The organism is Streptomyces sclerotialus (genome assembly GCF_040907265.1).
Classification (GTDB): domain Bacteria; phylum Actinomycetota; class Actinomycetes; order Streptomycetales; family Streptomycetaceae; genus Streptomyces; species Streptomyces sclerotialus.
Window position 1 is genome coordinate 342,416 of the sequence record NZ_JBFOHP010000002.1, and the last position, 18,623, is coordinate 361,038.

The window sequence follows — 18,623 nt, forward strand, 5'->3', positions numbered from 1 at the left end:
GGCGCTCTGGCGCGCTTCCGATAAAGTGCCAAGGTATGCCGGACATCCGCCACACGCCCGACGCTCCCACCTGCATCAGGGTGCTGGCTCCTGGAGACAGCATCGACGCGCACCGGCATGACGAGCACCAGATCGTCTACGCGGGTTCCGGCGTGCTGTCCGTCACCACGGACGCCGGGACCTGGTTCGCGCCCGGTACGCAGGCCATCTGGGTGCCCGCCGGCTGCGTCCACGCCCACCGGGCCCACGGCCACCTCGCGCTGCACCTGCTCGGCCTGGCGCCCGACACCAATCCGCTCGGGCTCGACGCCCCTACCGTCCTCGCCGTCGGTCCCCTGCTGCGGGAGCTGCTCCTCGCCTACACCCGAGGCCCGCACGACGGCTCGCCCGAGCGGCAGCGGCTGCGCGCGGTCCTCCTCGACCAGCTGTGCGCCTCACCCCAGCAGCCGCTCCAGCTGCCCGCTCCCACCGATGCCCGCCTCGCCGCCGTCTGCGACCTGCTGTACGACAACCCGGCCGATCCGCGCACCCTGGCCGCCCTGGGCAGCGCGGTGGGCGCCGGTGGCCGCACGCTCAGCCGCCTCTTCCAGCGTGAACTGGGCATGACGTTCCCGCAGTGGCGCACCCGGCTGCGGCTGTACCACGCCCTGCGCATGCTGGCCGACGGCATGCCGGTGACCTCGGTCGCGCACCACTGCGGCTGGTCCTCCACCAGCGCCTTCATCGACGTCTTCCGCCGCGCTTTCGGCTGCACGCCCGGCACCCACGGCCGGCGCTCCTGACGCGTCGGCGGTCCTGATGCACCGGCGGCCGGGTCAGTAGTCGGCGAAGTCCCCGATCAGGGCCTCGGCCTGCTCGATCTCACTGCTGAGGGGATGGTCCTCAGCGACGTACGGGAGCCGTTCGGCGGCCGCCGCGAAGGCGCGGGCCACGGGTGCGGACGGCAGGGCGGGACCGGAGAGCCGCAGCGCCCGTACCGCGCCTATCAGTTCGCAGGCCAGGACCGCGCGGTAGGCGGCGACGGCCGATGTGGTGCTGCGCGCCGCCTGGGTGGAGAAGCTGGCGTGGTCCTCCAGGCCGCGCGAGATCACCGCGGTGCCGAGGGTGACCGGGGCTGCCGCGTGCCGGAGCTGGCCGAGCGCGTCGTGTGCGACGTACTCCAGGATCATGATGCCGGAGCTGCCGGCGGGGCCTGCGGCGAGGAACGGTGGCAGGCCGGTGAGGTCGGGCTCGACCAGGTCGCTCAGGCGCGCTGCGGACAGTTCGGCGGCGTGGTGCAGCGCGGCGCGCAGGCCGTCCAGCGCGAGGGCGAGGTAGGCCGTGGAGAACTGGCCGTGGTGGTGGACCTGTTCGCCGCCGATGTCGATCAGCGGGTTCTCGGCGGCGGCGTTGATGTCGATGTCCAGTACGCGTTCCAGCGCGTCGGCCGCGTCCAGTGCCGGGCCGTGCACCTGCGGGAAGGCGCGCAGTCCGAAGGGGTCCTGCAGGCGCCGTCCGGCGGGCGCGTCGGTGTCCAGGCCGAGGATGCGGCGCATCTCGGCGGCGCAGTACAGCGATCCCTTGTGCGGGCGTGCGGCGTGCACGACCTCGGAGAACGCCTCCGGCGAGCCGCCCAGCGCAGCGTAGGAGAGCGCCGTGATCACATGGCTCGCGCGCAGCAGCCGGCTCAGGTCGTGCCAGGCCAGGACCGATTCCGCGAGCGTGACGGCGTTGCTGGAGATGAACGCGAGGGCGTCGCCCGGGCTGACCGGCACCGGCTCCAGCGATCCCCGTGCCCAGGGCCGCTCCCCGGCGAGGGTCAGCGCGATCTCGGCGAGGGCGGTGAGGTCGCCGGTACCGATGGCGCCGCGGGTGTGCACCGAGGGCAACGCGTCCTCGGCCAGCGCGGTCTCGAGGGCGCTGAGCAGCCGGGGATGTACGCCACTGCCCGCGGCGGCCAGCTGGTTGAGGCGTACGAGCAGTCCGGCGCGTACCACGTCGTCCGGCAACCGGTCCCCGCTGCCGCCCGCGTGACTGCGCAACAGCCGCAGCCCGTGCTGGTCGGCGGCGTCCGGGGTGACGACGGCGTGCCGGTTGGCGCCGACGCCGGTGGTGCGCCCGTACACGGCCCGCTTGGCCCCGCTGTCCCGGGCGATCTCGTACGCCCGCCCGGCCCGCTTGAGCGCTTCACCGTCCAGATGCACGAGGACGCGGCGCCGTGCGGCACGGACGACGTCGACACAGGTCAAGCCGGTGCCACTGACGCGGAGGCAGGTCTGCGGCGTGGTGGCGGAGGGCACGGGAAAGGAAGGGCGGTCCGGCATACAGCTCCCTTGGCAAGGCCTTGTTCATCTCGCAGGGCACACGGAACTCTCCCTTCGCAATCTTGGCAAGAGCACTTCACGCGACCCACCACCCGCTTCGGGCAGCGGCGGCTCTCGTCGGCCCGCATTTCCGCTCGACCCGAGCCCTGCGGCTGAGCCACGCCAGGACGTGCGATCTCAGGCGTCCTCGGGTGCGTCGGGCAGCAGGTGGGCGAGGTGGCGTCGGAGGATGTTCAGCGCCGCGGCAGGGGTGTGGTGGCCCGCCAGGACGTGGACCGTGAGACCGTCCGCCAGCGCCAGGAGGGTGTCCGCTTCGCCGTCGGGGTCGAAGGACCGGGGCACTTCCCCGGTGTCCTGCCCGTAGCGGATCAGCCAGGTGATGAGGTCGTGCAGTTTCGCGTAGGTGTCGTGCAGGACGGCGGCCACCTTGTCGCCGGCTGAGGCACGCGTGGCGAAGGCCAGCCAGACGTGTGCCAATGTCTTGGACTCCTCGTCCAGCAGGGCGAGTTCGGTCAGGGTGTGGGCCAGCAGAGTGGCTGCGGCCTCGGGGCTGGCGGCCGCGGCGATGCGCTGCTCGGCGCGGCCGCTGACGTGCTGGGAGATGTGCTCCAGTGCGGAGAGCAGCATGTCTTCCTTCGTGCGGAAGCACCGCTGGACGGCGCCCATCGACACGTTCGCCTCGGTGGCGACGTCTCGGAGGCTGACGGCTTCCAGCCCGGACCGCGCGATGAGAGTGCAGACCGCTTCGGCGATCTGCCGACGCCGGTCCTCGTAGTCGACCTGCCTGGGCACGTCCGCCCCTTCCCTCGTTCCGATGCACTTGCATCATAACGGGTTCCCCGGCACGATGTGATGCGAGCGCATCGGAACGGAACGGTGCGACGAACGGGAGGGGAAGCCGTCATGGCAATGCAGGTCAAGGAGTCCGGGAAGCGCTCAGGGCAGGGGCTGTTGTGGCTGTTCGGCGCGATCCTCGCCGTCCAGGGATTCGGCTCCGCCGTCACGGAAGCCGCCTGGAACACCAGCTTCGGCGTCGCGGGCCTCCTGCGGGCAGCCCATGTACCGGCGTGGGGCAACCTCCTGGTCGGCTTCGCGGGCGCCGCCTTGCTGGTGGCAGCGGCGTACCGGCACCGGGCGAGGAAGCGGGCGGACTCGTGAAGTCGGGCCCCTCGGTGAAGGGGAAGGCCGAGCCGAACCCTCAGTGAAGGGACCGGGCGACGCGGAAGCCCACGTCGTCGACCCGGAAGTCCGGGTGGCTGCGGCGCCTGGCGGAGGCCCGGCAGCTCCAGTGCTCGTCGAACCAGCCGCCGCCCCGCAGCACCCGGTAGGCGCCGTAGACCTCGGCGTCGTAGACGTCCCAGCACCAGTTCCAGACGTTGCCGAGCATGTCGTGCAGGCCCCATGCGTTGGGGCGCTTGCCGCCCACCTCGTGGAGGCGCTCGTCCGAGTTGCCGCGGTACCAGGCGATCTCGTCGAGCGGCCCGTAGCGCGGCCCCGTCGTACCGGCCCGGCAGGCGTGTTCCCACTCGGCTTCGGTCGGCAGCCGGTAGCCGTCGGCAGAGGTGCGCCACTCGACGTGCAGGCCTTTGACGTCGGCACGGAGGCGGTAGGCCGGTACGAGTCCGTCGCGTTCGGACAGGGCGTTGCAGAAGCGGACCGCGTCCCACCAGGAGACACCCTCGACGGGCAGCCGGTCTCCCTGGGCGGTGCTCGGCCGCCGCCCGGTGACCTCCGCGTACAGCGCCTGCGTGACGGGGAACGCCGCGAGCCGGTAAGGACCCAGCTCGACCGACCAACTGCGCCGCGTCCGGCGGTCCGACAGCGTCACCTCTCCCGGCGGGACACCGATCATCCCGGTCCCCGTGCACTCCCCCACGAGCAGCCTTCCCGCCGCGTCCCCACCCGACGGTGGAGTACCTTCTTCTCGCGCGCCGGCGTTCCCACCGGCTCCGCCCCATGATCTTCTGACTCTACAGCCAACGGGATGTCTCCGGCGAAGAAGCAGCCGGTGACTCCGCGTCAGCCCGGCGGCGCCCGTGGCCTCGCCGGCGCCGCCGCGCAGGCCGCACCGCGGCAGGCCGCCTGCCCTCGGACCGGACGGGGCTGCCCTCCGCGGCCGGTTCGACGATCTGTGAGCCGGTGCACCGCGGGGCGCGCTGCCGGATGCGGGAGGGAGCTCAGGCCGCCTGGGGTTCGGCATCCCGGGCGAGTTCGGGGCGGCCGAACAGCGGGGCGTAGCCGGAGGGGAGATGGGTCAGGATGCGGGTGAGGAGGTCACGGCCCGCCAGGGCGGCCACCGTGGTCAGGACGGCACCGGAGTCCCAACGGGTGGTGGCGGGGCTGCCGCCGGTACGCGCGGCGAGATCCTTGACGAAGCCCCAGCCGGTGAGCGGTTCGGGGTGCGGGATCTGGGCCGTGAAGGTGAGGGCCGCCTCCAGGGGCAGGCAGGCGGCCAATGCGACGCGTTCGTCGCCGGTCAACTGCCGCCCCAGGGCCGCGAGTACCGCCTGGACGGCTTCCTCCGCCCTCTCCCGGGTCGGGTAGGCGCCTTCGTACCGGACCTTCTCCAACATCTGACGGTACGTCATCACTGCTTGCCGCTGGGCCGGGACAGACTGGGGGTGCATCGCTGTGACAGTCGCCTTTCTCGTGATTCTCGTCCGTCGTGACGGTGTTGCCGGCCTGAGGAAGGGAGCGTCGGGCCATCACCGGCCGGATGGCCCGGGTCCGGCGGCCCGGCTCAGCCGGAGAGCTGCTTGTCCTGGGGCGTTGCCCCGCGGATGGCGACCTTGCGGGGCTTGGCGCGCTCCGCGACCGGGATGCGCAGGGTCAGCACCCCCGCCTCGTAGTCGGCCGTGATGTGCTCGGTGTCGAGGGTGTCGGCGAGCGCCAGCCGGCGGGAGAAGACGCCCAACGGCCGCTCGGACAGGTCCATCTGGATCCGCTCGCCGTCCGCCGTCGGCCGCCGCTCGGCCTTGACGGTCAGCATGTTCCGGTCGACATCGATGTCGATCGCGTCCGGCGTCACGCCGGGGAGGTCGAACGCCACGACGTAGGTGTCGCCCTCGCGGTAGGCGTCCATCGGCATCGGGGCCGGACGGGACCAGGTGCCGGAGCCCATCAGATGCTGGGCGAGCCGGTCGAACTCACGGAAGGGGTCAGTGCGCATCAACATTGCGGAAACACCTCCAGAAGGCTCAGGCAGTCTGTGCCAATGCGCTTCACGTGCATCCGTTGTAGCATGTCATCGAAACGATGACAAACGAGATGTCATCCAAACGATGACGCACGATGGCGCGGTCAGTGACATGATTCCGACGACGGTCCAGCCGACAGCTGACGATGGCGCCGCCGAGGAGAGCGAGAGAACGATGCCTTCCGCCGACCACACCGCCCCGGCCCCCACTCACACGAGCCCGGCCTCTTTCCTCGCCGCCGCCGCGGCGCTGGATGCCATCAAGGACGCCGTGCACACCGCCCGGCACAGCGACGCCGAACCGCCACCCTCCCCTGACGAGGGCCCTGACCAGGCCCTGGCCGCTCTACTGCTGCTGCGTCAGGTGCGCGAGGAGCTCGCCGGCTGGGAGACCGGCCTGATCGAAACGGCCCGCCAGGCAGGCGCAAGCTGGGCCGACCTCGCCCAGCCGCTCGGCGTCGCCAGCCGCCAGGCCGCCGAACGCCGCTATCTGCGCCAGCGCCCCGGCCCCGCCGGCACCACCGGCGAGCAGCGGGTCCAGGCCACTCGCGACCGCCGCGCGGCCGACCGCAGCGTCACCGTCTGGGCCCGGGGCAACGCCGCCGACCTCCGGCGCCTGGCCGGCCAGGTCGCCGCGCTCACGGACCTCCCCGCCGCTCCCCTCGCGCGCCTCGACCGCGCCCTCGCCGACGACGAACCGGCCGAGCTGCTCGCCCCGCTCACCGCCACCCGCCCCCACCTCCAGCGGCGCCACCCGGAGCTCGCCGCCCGCATCGACGCCCTGACCTCCCGGACGGACGAGCTGCGCGACCACAGCAACAACCGGCGCCGTACGACCTGAAGCCGCCGTTTCGCGGACTCGGCGGGTGGGCGTTACTTCGTGGGTTCGGCGGTGAGGCGGGCGAGGAGCGTGCGCGCCAGGCCGCGGGCATAGGCGGCGTCCAGGAGGCCGGGGCGGAAGAGGATGCGGTACATCATCGGCGCCACCAGGTGGTCGAGGACCGTCTCCACGTCGGGCGCCCGCTCGCCCCGCTCGGCGGCGCGGCCGAGGAGCACGGCGACCTGCTCGGCGGCGTACGCCGAACACTGTCCCGCGTTACCGCCCTCCCGGTCCCCGGCGAGCGCGTCCTGGATGTACGCGCGCCCGGCCGCCGAGGACATCTCCTCCAGCCACTCCACCGCCCAGGTCTCCAGGTCCTCGGCGAGGCTGCCGCGGTCGGCGGGCGGCCCCTCCGGGCGCAGCCGCTCCACCGCGACGTCGGACAGCAGCACCTGGAGGTCGCCCCAACGCCGGTAGATCGTCGAGGGAGTGACCTCGGCACGCGACGCGATCAGCGGCACGGTGAGGGCTTCGCGCCCTTCCTCCGCCTCCAGTTCGCGTACGGCCCGGTGCACCGATTCCTGTACGCGTGCACTGCGCCCGCCCGGGCGGGTCCTCGGCTGCTTCGCTCCCATTCCCTTACCTTAACGCTGATTATTTGCTTCTAGGTTCGGGAGGCAGGCAGGGGCAGGGCCGAAGGGGTCGAAGCGGAGACGGTGGCGGCGGCGGTCGGCTGGTGCACCTCGGCCAGTGGGGCGGGGCCGAAGGCCTGCTCGTACGCGTCCGCCGCGGCCAGGAGTGCCGTCTCGCCGTACGCCCGCCCGATCAGCTGCATGCCGATCGGCAGCCCGTCCCGGTCGAACCCCACCGGCAGCGACAGTGCGGGCAGCCCGGTGATGTTCGCAGGCGCGCAGAACCGTACGTACGCGTCGGCCACCGTCTCCGCCGTCCCGTCCGCCCAGGTGAATGTCGCCTGACCGGCCGTCGCGGCGGTGGCCGGTACGGTCGGTGCCGCGATCAGGTCCACCTTGTCCAGCAGCCTGCCCCACTCCTGCCGCATCAGCGTGCGGGCCCGCTGCGCACGCAGATGGTCGACGGCGGGCAGCAGCGCCCCCGCCTCCAGCAGCACCCGCACGTCGGCCCCGTACAGTTCGGGCGTACGGCTGAGCTGCTCGGCGTGGTACGCGGTCGCCTCGGGCACCATCAGTCCCCAGTGGGCGGCCTGGACGTACCGGTGCAGTGGGATCTCCACGTCGACCAGGCGGGCCCCGAGGGCGGCCATGCGGTCCAGGGCGGCCCGGACGGCGGCCTCCACCTGGGAGTCCACCCGGTCGAAGAAGTAGTCGACGGGGACGCCCACCCGGACACCGCGCAGGTCCGGCCCGCCGTCGTCGGCGCCACTCACACCCGTGCCACCGGCGCCGTGCGTTCCGCACCCGTCCCCTGAGGTGTCGGCACGGCGCTCGGCGATGGCGTCCAGCACCAGCCCGGCGTCGCGCACCGTGCGGGTGATCGGGCCGACGTGGTCGAGCGACCAGGACAGCGCGGTCACGCCCTCCCGGGGCACCAGGCCGTACGTCGGCTTCAGACCGACCGTTCCCGTCAGCGCCGCGGGCACCCGGATCGAGCCGCCCGTGTCCGTGCCCAGCGCGAACGTCGCCGCCCCGGCGGCCACCGCGGCGGCCGACCCGCCGCTGGAGCCGCCCGGCACCCGGTCCGGCGCCCAGGGGTTGCGGGTCTGCGGTGTCGTCAGCCCGAAGGCGAACTCGTGGGTGTGCGCCTTGCCCAGCAGCACCGCGCCCGCCTGCCTCAGCCGCGCGGTGACGGCGGCGTCCCGGTCCGGCACCCGGCCGGCGCGTACGGCCGAACCGGAGGCGGTCACCACGCCCGCGGTGTCGATCAGGTCCTTGAGCGCCATGGGTATGCCGTGCAGCGGACCGCGGCGCCGCCCGGCGGCGATCTCCCGTTCCGCGGCGGCGGCCTGCTCGCGCGCCAGGTCCGCGGTGACGGCCGCATAGGCGTTCAGCTGCGGCTCGGTCGCTTCGATGCGCGCCAGGACGGAGTCGGTCAGCTCCACCGGGGACAGGTGCCCGGCGCCGATCGCGTCGGCCGCCTCGGCGAGGGAGAGCTCGTAGGGCCGCACTGCCGTCACCGCCCGTCGGGCTGGTAGGAGGCGGCGGTCGGTACGTCCGCCAGGTCGAGCTCGCGGAGGCGGCTGACCACGGCCAGGATGTGGTCGGCGGTGGCCGCGACGGCGGCGTGCCGGTCGTCGCGCAGCGGAACCCCGGCGCGCTCGGCCGCCTCGGCGGCGCTCAGCGGAGTGTGGGCAGGAAGGGACATGGCTGGTCAGCGTCCTTTACGGAAAGGGGGCGGCGCCGGATGCGGCTCGCCGGATGCTCAGAACCTAGGGCACCCACAGCCACTAATGCAATTATTTTGCTTTAGTGGCGCCCCCCGCTTACTGTTAACGCAACTTCTTCGCTTTAAGTTGCCCACCTGACCCGAGGACTCCCATGCCCGCACCCACCTGGACCGTCGGCGGCATCACCGTCCACCGCATCGAGGAAACCGAACTGCCGCCGGAAACCGGCCCTTGGCTGCTCCCCGGCGCCACCCCTGACGTGGTCGCCGCATCCCCCTGGCTGCGCCCCGACTTCGCCCGGCCCGACCACCGGCTCCGTCTCGCCAGCCACACCTTCGCCGTCCGCGCGGGCGACCGGCGCATCCTCGTCGACACCGGCATCGGCAACGGCAAGGACCGCGCCAACCCCGCCTGGCACCACCTGAACACGGACTACCTCGCCCGTCTCGAAGACGCTGGCTTCCCACCCGAGTCCGTCGACCTCGTCGTCCTCACCCATCTGCACACCGACCACGTCGGCTGGAACACCCGGTACCACGACGGGGCGTGGGTGCCCACGTTCCCGCACGCCCGGTACCTGGTGGCACACGACGAGTGGGCGTACTGGTCGGCCGCCGAACTGGACCCCGCACGGCTCCAGATGTTCCGCGACTCCGTCCATCCGGTGCGTGACCACGGCCTGCTGGACCCGGTCGCCGTCTCCGCCGCCGGCACCGGCATCGCTCCCGGCGTCACCCTCGTACCCGCCCCGGGGCACACTCCCGGCCAGATCGCCGTGCGGCTGTCCGACGCCGGGCAGTCGGCCCTGATCACCGGTGACTGCGTCCACCACCCCGTCCAGCTGAGCCGGCCCGACCTGGCCAGCTGCGTCGACATCGACCCGGTCGCGGCCGTGGCCACCCGTCGTGACCTGCTCGCCTCGCTCGCCGGCACCGACACACTCGTCCTCGGCAGCCACTTCCCACCGCCCACCGCCGGCCTCGTCCGCGCCGACGGTTCCGGCTACCGTCTCGTCCCGGTACCGGCGGCGTAGCAGGACGGACGGCGTAGCAGGACGGACGCGACGCGACGTATGTTGTGCCCCCGAGATCCGTGATCTTCCCACCACGAGGCCGCGTGGGCGCCATGATTCTGGGGCGGCACGGCAGACATTCCTTCCCACCGCCGCCCTACCGAGGAATACCGAAGAAGAGGAGCGCATCCCATGCGCATCGTGGTCAGTGAGTTCATCAGCCTGGACGGCGTCGTGCAGGCACCGGGCGGGCCGGACGAGGACACCGACGGCGGGTTCGCCCACGGCGGCTGGTCGCACCCGTTCTTCGACCCCGAGGCGATGGGCGGCGCCTTCGACGCGGCGATGACCAGGGCGGGGGCGCTGCTCTTCGGACGCCGTACGTGGCAGACGATGGCGGCGGCCTGGCCCGGCCGGAGCGGTGACCCGTTCGCCGACCGGATGAACTCCCTCCCCAAGTACGTCGTCTCCCGCACCCTCGGCGACGACGAACTGACCTGGAACAACACCACGCGCATCCCCGGCGACGAAGCCGTCGCCCGCATCCGGGAGCTGCGCGGCACCGAAGGCGGCGACCTGTGGGTGATGGGGAGCCCCACACTCGTCCGCACCCTCCTGCACGAGGACCTGGTCGACGAGCTGCTGCTCATGATCGAGCCGGTGATCCTCGGCGGCGGCAAGACGATCTTCCCCGGCGACGGTACGCAGCGCGCGTTCGAACTGGTCTCGACGGTAACCAGCGGTACGGGGGTGCACGTGTGCACCTACCGGCCCGCCCCCGCGAAGGGCTGACGGCCGCACGGTTCCGTACCGCGCACCGCCGGTCCAGCGGCGATCCGGTCCGTCCGGCCGGACCGGATTGCCCCACCCGAGTGTCCTTGCGGAAACTTCAGGCAAAGGACCGTAAACCTTCTGTCCGCATACGTCACGGCCCACCCGAACCGCCGTTGACCTGGTGTGACTCTCTCTGTCCGCCGCGAACAGCGGTACCTCGTACCCACCGCGCTCCCCTGCCACCTCTGCCCCGAGCCCAGGCCGGCCCTGCCGGAGCTCGCGGTGACGCTCCAGCCCGCGATCGGCCCCGAGCGCACTGTGTGGCTGTGCCGTTCCTGCCATGACACCCGGCCGGGCCGCGACCGGCCGGAGCTGGGCGGCGCCGACTGGTGCTGGCGTGCCCTGAACCGCGGCGCCACCGCCCTGCGCGAGGCGTTCGCCGCGGGGCGGTGGGTGCCGCTTCCGGAGGAGTACCGGTTCGCCGAGGCCCTGCACCGCTGCCGCTGGACGGAGGCGTCGGCACGGACCGCCCTGCGCGATGCCGGCCCCGCCCTCCGGGCCGGCCGGCTGGTACCGCTTTTGCAGGACGTACTCACCGTCGTACTGGCGCATGTGCCGGACGACGACGTGTCGTTGCGGGAGGTGCACCGGCTGATCGACGCGCTGGCCGCGGCGTCCTGAGGAAAGCGCCGGAGGCAGGCGCCCGAGGTAGGCGCCGGAGGGGCGGGGCCCGCTCGTCAGTTGAAGGTGTCGGGGTCCGGACCGGTGCGCAGGCCCTGGTCGAGGGCGGTGATGGCATCGATGTCCGCGTCGGTCAAGACGAAGTCGAAGACATCGAGGTTCTCGCGGATGCGGGCCGGGGTGACCGACTTGGGGATCACGACGTTGCCGATCTGCAGGTGCCAGCGCAGGACCACCTGGGCCGGGGACTTGCCGTGCCGCTCGGCGATGGCCGTGATGGCCTCGTCCTTCAGCAGCGCGCCCTGGGCGAGCGGGCTCCAGGCCTCGGTGGCGATGCCGTGCTCGGCGTGGAAGGCACGCAGCTCGCTCTGCTGGAGGCCGGGGTGGAGCTCGACCTGGTTGACCGCCGGAACGATGCCGGAGGCGTCCAGCAGGCGGCGCAGATGCGCGGGCTGGAAGTTCGACACGCCGATGGCGCGGATACGGCCGTCGGCGAGCAGCTTCTCGAACGCGCGCCAGGTGTCGAGGTAGCGGTCGCGGGCCGGGGCCGGCCAGTGGATCAGGTACAGGTCGACGTGGTCCAGGCCCAGCTTGGCCAGGGAAGCGTCGAAGGCCGCGAGCGTGGCGTCGTACCCCTGGTCCTCGTTCCACAGCTTGGTGGTGACGAAGAGGTCCTCACGGGCGATGCCGGAGGAGGCCAGCGCGCGGCCGACGCCGGCCTCGTTGCCGTAGACGGCCGCGGTGTCGATGCTGCGGTAGCCGGCCTCCAGCGCGCTGGTGACGGCGGCGGTGGTCTCGTCGTCGGGCACCTGGAAGACACCGAATCCCAGCTGCGGCATCGCCACACCGTTGTTCAGCGTCACGTTCGGGACGGACGTCATAGGGCTCATGAGGAGTGCGGTCCTTTCGCACGGTGGCCATGGCACCGTGCTCGTCGTGGCGTACGGCTTTCGTGGCGTACGGCTTTCGTGGCGTACGCGGAGGAGGTGCGTACGGTTCGCCGTGGCGTACGCGGAGGGGTGCGTACGGGGATGCGTACGTGGAGATGTGCGGGAGGTGGCAGGTCAGGGGATCAGGGTCGGTGCCACACCGCCGTCGACGCGCAGCGCCGCGCCGGTGGTGGCGGAAGCGTGCTCGGATGCCGCATACAGAGCCAGTGCGGCCACTTCCTCGGGCCGGATGAGGCGGCCCAGGAGCGAGGTGGGCCGCTCCTGCCGGATGAAGGCGGCCTCGGCTTCCGCGAAGGAGGTGCCGGGGCCGACCCGGTCGGCGATGAACTCCTCGACGCCGGGTGTCAGCGTGGGGCCGGGCAGTACCGAGTTGACGGTGACGCCGGTGCCCGCGAGCTCCTGGGCCATACCGCGTGAAATGGCGAGCTGGGCGGTCTTGGTCATGCCGTAGTGGACCATCTCGGTCGGCGTCATGACCGCCGACTCACTGGAGATGAACAGCACGCGGCCCCAGCCCCGTTCGGCCATCCGCGGTGCGTAGTGGCGGGCCAGGCGCACGCCACTGAGGACGTTGACGTCGAAGAAGCGCTGCCATTCCGCGTCGGGGATCTCGAAGACGGGGGTGGCGGAGAAGATGCCGGTGTTGTTGACCAGTACGTCGCACTCCGGGACGGCCTCGATCAGGGCGCCGGTGCCCTCGGCGGTGGACACGTCGGCGGCGACGGGCCGGACCCGGTCCGAGCCGGTCTCCTCGGCGATCTCCTGGGCCGCCCGAGCGGTACGGGTCTCGTCCCGGCCGTTGACGACGACGTCGGCGCCGGCGCGGGCGGCGGCCACGGCGATGGCGCGGCCGATGCCTGCCGTGGAGCCGGTGATGACCGCGGTACGGCCGGACAGATCGATATGCATGGAACAACCTTTCCTGTGACGTGCGCCTGGACATGCGCGTGGACGTGCGCCCGGTATCGGATGCGCGGCGTCTACATTTAACACGCGCATGCAATTATTGTCAGCGCAGGTAGAACGCTAACGCATAGAATTGTCCGCACGCACACCCCCACCGGACCGAACGGGACACGGACCTCGGAGCCGCCCCCTCGCGGGCCGAACGCGCGCACCCACAGGGCGCTGGCGGCCATCCGGGGAACATTGGCGACATCGCGACTGACGCCCAGGCCGCGACCAGTCGCGCACCGTAAGCTCGGTAGCCCGTTCCAGCATGGCGGTCGGTCGACCTACCGGACGCGACGAAACCGAAAGCAGGCGGGACCACTATGAGCAGCACAGCGCAGATCGGCGTCACGGGGCTTGCTGTCATGGGGCGCAATCTGGCCCGGAACTTCGCACGCAACGGCTACACCGTCGCCCTGCACAATCGAACCGCCGCCCGCACGCACGAACTCATCGAACAGTTCGGCGACGAGGGAGATTTCGTCGCTACGGAGAGCGCCGAGGACTTCGTAGCTTCCCTGGAAAGGCCACGACGTCTGGTCGTCATGGTGAAGGCCGGGGAGGCCACGGACGCGGTGATCGCCGAGTTCGCCCCTCTGCTGGAGTCCGGCGACATGATCATTGACGGCGGCAACGCGCACTTCGCCGACACGCGCCGTCGTGAGCGCGAGCTGCGCGAGCAGGGCATCCACTTCGTCGGCGCAGGGATCTCCGGCGGCGAGGAAGGAGCGCTCAACGGGCCCAGCATCATGCCCGGCGGCAGCCAGGAGTCGTACGACTCACTCGGGCCGATGCTGGGGAAGATCTCCGCGAAGGCCAAGGACGGAGCTCCCTGCGTCACGCACATCGGCCCTGATGGGTCCGGGCATTTTGTGAAAATGACGCATAACGGTATCGAGTACGCCGACATGCAGCTGATCGGCGAGGCGTACCAGCTGCTGCGCGAGGTCGCCGGCTACTCCCCCGCGCAGATCGCCGACATCTTCCGTACCTGGAACACCGGCCGCCTGGACTCCTACCTGATCGAGATCACCGCGGAGGTCCTCTCCCACGTCGACGCGGCGACCGGCAAACCCTTCGTGGACGTGGTGCTCGACCAGGCGGAGCAGAAGGGCACCGGCCGCTGGACCGTGCAGATCGCCCTCGACCTGGGCGTACCGGTCTCCGGCATCGCAGAGGCCGTCTTCGCCCGCTCCGTCTCCGGCCACGCCGCCCTCCGCGAAGCCTCACGCCACCTCGCCGGACCGACCGCCCGCACCCTCGGCAAGGACGAGGCGGCGGCCTTCGCCGACCAGGTCGAGCAGGCCCTGTACGCCTCGAAGGTCGTCTCCTACACCCAGGGCTTCCACCAGATCGCCGCCGGCAGCCAGGCGTACGACTGGCACATCGACCTCGGCAAGGTCGCCGCCATCTGGCGCGGCGGATGCATCATCCGGGCCGCGTTCCTCGACCGGATCACCAGCGCGTACGAGGCCCAGCCCCAGCTGCCGAGCCTCCTCTCCGACAAGAGCTTCGCCGAAGAGATCGCCGCCGCACAGGACGACTGGCGCCATGTGATCGTTACCGCCGTCCGGCAAGGCGTCCCCACCCCCGCCTTCGCCGCCACCCTCGCCTACTACGACTCCCTGCGCGCCGAACGTCTCCCCGCCGCCCTCACCCAAGGCCAGCGCGACTACTTCGGCGCACACACCTACCGCCGCACCGACCGCGACGGCGTCTTCCACACTCTCTGGGGCGACGACAGAACCGAAGTCGAAAGCTGACCGACGCTCGCAAAATACTGTCGAGTCCGTGGAGTTGGGTACGGCCGCTTCACCTACTACAAGCTCAAGCCGGAGGCCCTGGCCGGCCTGTCCGAGCAGTTCGCCGCGCTCGCCGCAGCCGCCCGTACCGCCGCCGAGAACAAGAGGACCTGCCCGTGAGCGCCACCGATACGCAGCCGACGACCGCCGGGGAAGAGTCGGTCGTCGCCGAACTCTCCCCCTGGACCGGCTCCTGGCGGAGGAGCCACGACAGTGCGTGGTGGACCTCAGCCCCGGCTCGCTCCGCGGCGTGGCTCAGTCGTGCGGCACGACCGCGACCGGGCAGCGGACATGGTGAATGACCGCGTGGGTGACCGGCCCGATGTGCGCGCCGACGGCCGAGTGCCGGGTGCGGCGGCCGACCACGACCAGGCCGGCACGGTGCGCGGCCGCCGGGACGCTGTTCGCGGCTCGCCCCATGGTCACCGTCTCGATCACCGGTTGTTCCGGGAGTTTGTCCCGCCACGGGTGCAGGACCGCCGCCACCGCCCGTCGCGCCCGGGCCTCCGCCTCGGAGTCGATACCGAGCGCGTAGGCGGTGGCCGGCAGGTCACCGTACCCCGCGGGCGGGTTCCAGACGTGCAGTACGTGCAGCGGTGCCCGGCGGCGTACCGCGGCGTCGAACGCGAACGAGAGCGGTGCGTCGCAGGCGGAGTCGGGGTCCAGGGCGAGCAGTACCTCGCGGTACGGAGTGTCCGGCATCTGCTGCTCGCCGCTCGCCGGCAGCCGTTCGTCCTCGGCCGTCTCTCCGGCTCGTACCAGCACCACAGGCCGCCTGGCATGCGCAACGGTCGCCAGCGCCACCGAGCCGACCAGGACGCCGGCCACACCGCCCAGTCCTCGGGAGCCGAGCACCAGCACCTCCGCGTTCTCGGCCGCCTCGCGCATCGCCTCTGCGGGCACGCTGCCGGCCTGCTCACAGGTGAGACGCACCTCCGGGTAACGCTGGACCACCGCATCGGCGGCCTCGCGCAGGACCTGGTGGGCCCACCGGCGAGGGACGGCGAGCTCCGGAAGGTCCGGGGCGGTGCCGGTGGCCGTCAGCCCTTCCCAGGCATGGACCAGCCGCAGGGGCAGACCTCGTCGCCGGGCTTCCCTGGCCGCCCAGTCCGCCGCGGCCAGACTTTCCTTGGAGCCGTCCAGTCCGGCAACTATGCAATCCGGCACGTCATCACCTCCATGAGACGGGAGGGCGCCGGTCACGCGTCGCCGCGTGCTCGGTACGTCTTCCCCTCAAGCCTCCGTCCGTCGGTGCACGGCGGCAGCGGGCCGGTCGGTCACGGCCGGGGCCGACCGGCCCAGGCCGAGGACGACACGTCGACGCCGGCCCGGCAAAGCCGTCGCACTACGGTGCGGAGCCATCACCGTACGGCTCGTCCAGGACGAATTCCCGCGTCTCGCCCGGGGAGACCCTCGTCGACCGCCCCGCGCACACGACAGGAACCGGGCGTTGCTCCGAGACCGGCACAGTGACGAGCAGCCGTCCGCCGCCGACTCTCACCCCGATGTCCCAGTGACCCCGGTACCGCAGCCGGTAACCGAAGTCCGACAGTTCCGGGAGCGGGGCGGGGGCGAACCACAGGGCGTCCTCACGCGTCTCCAGGCCGGTCAGCCCCCGCTGGACGAGGTCCAGCGTGCCGGCCATCGCACCGAGGTGGATGCCTTCGGCCGTGGTGCCGCCCTGGGTGTCGGCCACGTCGCCCTTCAGCGTCTCCAGGCAGTGTTCCCAGGCGTCCTGCCGCCGGGCCCGGGCCAGGACCCAGCCGTGCACGAGGCTGCTCAGCGTCGAGCCGTGCGCGGTACGGCTCAGGTAGTAATCGACGGTGGATCGCCACAGGTCTTCGTTCATCTCGTGGCCCAGCTGCTGGAAGAGCGCCGCCAGCTCCGTGGGGGAGAACAGGTATCCCAGCATCAGGACGTCCGCCTGCTTGGAGACCTGGTAGCGGTTGGGCGTGTCGTTCTCGCCTTCCAGGATGCGGTCCAGCCGCCGGATGTCGCCGTAGCGTGCGCGGTACGCCGCCCAGTCCAGTTCGGCCAGGCCGCCGTAGCCCTCGAACTGACTCACCACGCCGGCGTGGAAGGGCACGTGGAGCCGACGGGAGATCTCCCGCCAGCGGTCGAGTTCGCCGTCGTCGATGTCCAGTTGTTCCAGCACCTCGCGCCGTCGGGGGGCCGGGAGGAGCTGGGTCAGGTCGAGGGCCCGGGCGAGCACCCAGGCGGCGGTGACGTTCGTGTACGCGTTGTCGTTCAGTCCCGGCTCGGCCGCGTCCGGATATCCGTCGTGGTACTCGTCGGGGCCGACCACTCCCCGGATGCGGTAGCGGTCCAGCGCCGCGTCGTACGTGGCGGTACCCGACCAGAAGCGGGCGATCTGCAGCATCATCTCCGCTCCCCTGGTGTGCAGGTATGCCGTGTCTCCGGTGGCCTCGCAGTACCGCCAGACGTTGTACGCCACGGCCGATCCCACGTGGTGCTGGAGCCGGGAGTGGTCGGGGAGCCACCGGCCGGAGCGCGGATTGAGATGCAGGGTCTGTGTTTCTTCCCGGCCGTCGCTGCCGCTCTGCCAGGGGTACATCGCACCGGCCCGGCCGGCCGCGCTCGCCGCCCGGCAGGCCTGCGGCAGCCGCCGGTAGCGGTAGTCCAGCAGGGCGCGGGAGACCTCGGGGAAGTGAAGGTTGAGGTAGGGCAGGACGAACAGCTCGTCCCAGAAGACGTGCCCCCGGTAGGCCTCGCCGTGCAGTCCCCGGGCCGGCACCCCGACGTCCAGCTCCGCAGTGTGCGGCGACAGCGTCTGCAGCAGGTGGAAGGTGTGCAGCCGCAGGATGTCGCCGGCCTGGCCAGGCACCTCCAGTTCGGCCCGCCGCCACAGCCGCTGCCAGGCGGCGCGGTGCGTCGCGAGCAGGCCGGTGAAGTCCGGGGCCCGGGTCACACTGTCGAGCGCGGCCAGCGAGGGGTCGCTGATGGCCGGGTCACGGGAGGTGGACAGGGCCACGGTCTTCTCCACCACCAGCGGCTCACCGTCGGCCAGCTCCGCCGTCAGCCGCCGGCCTACGCGGCCGGGCTCTCGCAGCGGGTGTGAGTCGACGGGTCCGCCGACCGTCACACGGGTCCGGGCGGCCATGGCGATGCGCACGTCGGAGGTGACGGTGCGGCAGCGCAGCCAGCAGGTGCTGGGATCGACCGTACCGGTGTGCAGGTGGGTGAGGTGGTGGCCATCGAGATCGCGGTAGCGGTCCACTCCGGCGTTGGTCACATCGCCGTCGAGCGCGGATTCGACCTCCAGCGTGCCGGACCAGCCGATCGCGGTGAACTCGGTGAGCAGCGCGGCGACATGGCAATCCCCCATGTGGACCAGTCGCTTCTGGACGACGCGCAGCTCCCGCTCGGCACCGCCGTCGACGCGCACACTCAGATACCTGGTGAGGATGCCGCCACGCAGGTCCAGGACCTGCCGGTGGGCCAGGAGAGAACCGTCGTCCGGCGTGAACCACGGTACGGAGGCCTCGTCACCGCGGACGCGGAACCGCAGGGGCAACCAGTTCGGCAGGTTGACCAGGTCCTCGTTCTCCACCTGACGGCCGGCCACGTCCGACAGCAGCCGGTTGTAGCAGCCTGCGGCGTAGGTCCCGGGGTAGTGGACCGGTCCGGCGGAGGTTTCGGGCGCGGCGCCCCGTGTGGCGAAGTAGCCGTTGCCGAGCGTGCACAGCGCTTCGCGCAGGCGTTCCTCCTGCGGGTCGTACCCCTCGTACTCCCACGTCCAGCCCGCCATCGC

19 protein-coding genes and 1 pseudogene are annotated in these 18,623 nt (G+C 71.8%); 8 read left to right on the forward strand and 12 right to left on the reverse strand.

The window, feature by feature from the left end; all coding sequences use genetic code 11:
• Positions 1–35 precede the first annotated feature (35 nt).
• On the forward strand, positions 36–782 hold the full coding sequence (locus AAC944_RS01700) for a helix-turn-helix transcriptional regulator (protein ID WP_030607630.1): 747 nt from the start codon (positions 36–38) through the stop codon (positions 780–782).
• Between the two features lie 33 nt (positions 783–815).
• Here AAC944_RS01700 and AAC944_RS01705 read toward each other — a convergent pair whose 3' ends face one another.
• Both AAC944_RS01705 and AAC944_RS01710 read right to left on the reverse strand, forming a co-directional pair.
• Entirely contained in the window at positions 816–2,303 is a 1,488-nt protein-coding gene (locus AAC944_RS01705) for an aromatic amino acid ammonia-lyase (RefSeq protein WP_051871312.1), read from the reverse strand.
• 177 nt (positions 2,304–2,480) lie between these two features.
• Positions 2,481–3,095: a TetR/AcrR family transcriptional regulator gene (locus AAC944_RS01710; protein ID WP_030607623.1), complete on the reverse strand. Its 615-nt coding sequence runs from the start codon at positions 3,093–3,095 to the stop codon at positions 2,481–2,483.
• Between the two features lie 111 nt (positions 3,096–3,206).
• Here AAC944_RS01710 and AAC944_RS01715 point away from each other — a divergent pair, with 111 nt between their 5' ends.
• Positions 3,207–3,461 carry a hypothetical protein gene (locus AAC944_RS01715; protein WP_196942711.1) on the forward strand — a complete coding sequence of 85 codons (255 nt, stop codon included), beginning with the start codon at positions 3,207–3,209 and terminating at the stop codon, positions 3,459–3,461.
• 40 nt (positions 3,462–3,501) lie between these two features.
• Here the strand turns inward: AAC944_RS01715 and AAC944_RS01720 are convergent, their stop codons facing one another.
• The 3 genes from AAC944_RS01720 to AAC944_RS01730 all read right to left on the reverse strand — a co-directional run bounded on the left by AAC944_RS01720 (position 3,502) and on the right by AAC944_RS01730 (position 5,478).
• A complete protein-coding gene (locus AAC944_RS01720; protein ID WP_030607619.1) occupies positions 3,502–4,155 on the reverse strand; it encodes a formylglycine-generating enzyme family protein in 654 nt (217 codons plus the stop codon).
• Between the two features lie 325 nt (positions 4,156–4,480).
• Entirely contained in the window at positions 4,481–4,930 is a 450-nt protein-coding gene (locus AAC944_RS01725; RefSeq protein ID WP_030607617.1) for a DUF2267 domain-containing protein, read from the reverse strand.
• A gap of 113 nt (positions 4,931–5,043) precedes the next feature.
• On the reverse strand, positions 5,044–5,478 hold the full coding sequence (locus AAC944_RS01730; RefSeq protein ID WP_030607615.1) for an Hsp20/alpha crystallin family protein: 435 nt from the start codon (positions 5,476–5,478) through the stop codon (positions 5,044–5,046).
• Between the two features lie 196 nt (positions 5,479–5,674).
• Between AAC944_RS01730 and AAC944_RS01735 the strand changes: the two genes are divergently transcribed.
• Positions 5,675–6,340, forward strand: a complete 666-nt coding sequence (locus tag AAC944_RS01735) for a hypothetical protein (protein WP_030607612.1) — start codon at positions 5,675–5,677, stop codon at positions 6,338–6,340.
• A 32-nt stretch (positions 6,341–6,372) separates the two neighbouring features.
• Here the strand turns inward: AAC944_RS01735 and AAC944_RS01740 are convergent, their stop codons facing one another.
• From AAC944_RS01740 to AAC944_RS01750, 3 genes are read right to left on the reverse strand one after another with little or no spacing between them, the layout of a single operon-like run.
• The gene (locus AAC944_RS01740; RefSeq protein ID WP_030607609.1) at positions 6,373–6,954 is read right to left on the reverse strand and encodes a TetR-like C-terminal domain-containing protein; all 582 of its coding nucleotides are present in this window, start codon (positions 6,952–6,954) and stop codon (positions 6,373–6,375) included.
• A gap of 29 nt (positions 6,955–6,983) precedes the next feature.
• Positions 6,984–8,462 (reverse strand): Asp-tRNA(Asn)/Glu-tRNA(Gln) amidotransferase GatCAB subunit A, encoded by a 1,479-nt coding sequence (locus AAC944_RS01745; protein WP_051871311.1) that lies wholly within the window; start codon positions 8,460–8,462, stop codon positions 6,984–6,986.
• Between the two features lie 5 nt (positions 8,463–8,467).
• Positions 8,468–8,659: a hypothetical protein gene (locus AAC944_RS01750; RefSeq protein WP_030607604.1), complete on the reverse strand. Its 192-nt coding sequence runs from the start codon at positions 8,657–8,659 to the stop codon at positions 8,468–8,470.
• Positions 8,660–8,832: 173 nt separating this feature from the next.
• Between AAC944_RS01750 and AAC944_RS01755 the strand changes: the two genes are divergently transcribed.
• The 3 genes from AAC944_RS01755 (at position 8,833) to AAC944_RS01765 (ending at position 11,148) form a co-directional block, all read left to right on the forward strand.
• Positions 8,833–9,714 (forward strand): MBL fold metallo-hydrolase, encoded by an 882-nt coding sequence (locus tag AAC944_RS01755; protein ID WP_030607602.1) that lies wholly within the window; start codon positions 8,833–8,835, stop codon positions 9,712–9,714.
• A gap of 171 nt (positions 9,715–9,885) precedes the next feature.
• Positions 9,886–10,485, forward strand: a complete 600-nt coding sequence (locus AAC944_RS01760; RefSeq protein WP_030607600.1) for a dihydrofolate reductase family protein — start codon at positions 9,886–9,888, stop codon at positions 10,483–10,485.
• Positions 10,486–10,650: 165 nt separating this feature from the next.
• Positions 10,651–11,148 (forward strand): hypothetical protein, encoded by a 498-nt coding sequence (locus AAC944_RS01765; RefSeq protein ID WP_196942709.1) that lies wholly within the window; start codon positions 10,651–10,653, stop codon positions 11,146–11,148.
• Positions 11,149–11,204: 56 nt separating this feature from the next.
• Here the strand turns inward: AAC944_RS01765 and AAC944_RS01770 are convergent, their stop codons facing one another.
• Both AAC944_RS01770 and AAC944_RS01775 read right to left on the reverse strand, forming a co-directional pair.
• Positions 11,205–12,029 carry an aldo/keto reductase gene (locus tag AAC944_RS01770; protein ID WP_030607595.1) on the reverse strand — a complete coding sequence of 275 codons (825 nt, stop codon included), beginning with the start codon at positions 12,027–12,029 and terminating at the stop codon, positions 11,205–11,207.
• Positions 12,030–12,212: 183 nt separating this feature from the next.
• Positions 12,213–13,007: an SDR family NAD(P)-dependent oxidoreductase gene (locus tag AAC944_RS01775; RefSeq protein ID WP_030607592.1), complete on the reverse strand. Its 795-nt coding sequence runs from the start codon at positions 13,005–13,007 to the stop codon at positions 12,213–12,215.
• 365 nt (positions 13,008–13,372) lie between these two features.
• On the opposite strand from AAC944_RS01775, the gene gndA reads away from it, so the two are divergent.
• Positions 13,373–14,812 (forward strand): NADP-dependent phosphogluconate dehydrogenase, encoded by a 1,440-nt coding sequence (gene gndA / locus AAC944_RS01780; protein ID WP_030607589.1) that lies wholly within the window; start codon positions 13,373–13,375, stop codon positions 14,810–14,812.
• 42 nt (positions 14,813–14,854) lie between these two features.
• Positions 14,855–14,971, forward strand: a pseudogene (locus AAC944_RS01785) (transcriptional regulator); the annotation flags it as partial.
• Positions 14,972–15,106: 135 nt separating this feature from the next.
• Here the strand turns inward: AAC944_RS01785 and AAC944_RS01790 are convergent.
• Positions 15,107–16,018 (reverse strand): universal stress protein, encoded by a 912-nt coding sequence (locus AAC944_RS01790; protein WP_030607586.1) that lies wholly within the window; start codon positions 16,016–16,018, stop codon positions 15,107–15,109.
• Positions 16,019–16,196: 178 nt separating this feature from the next.
• Positions 16,197–18,620 (reverse strand): glycoside hydrolase family 65 protein, encoded by a 2,424-nt coding sequence (locus AAC944_RS01795; RefSeq protein WP_030607584.1) that lies wholly within the window; start codon positions 18,618–18,620, stop codon positions 16,197–16,199.
• Positions 18,621–18,623 lie beyond the last annotated feature (3 nt).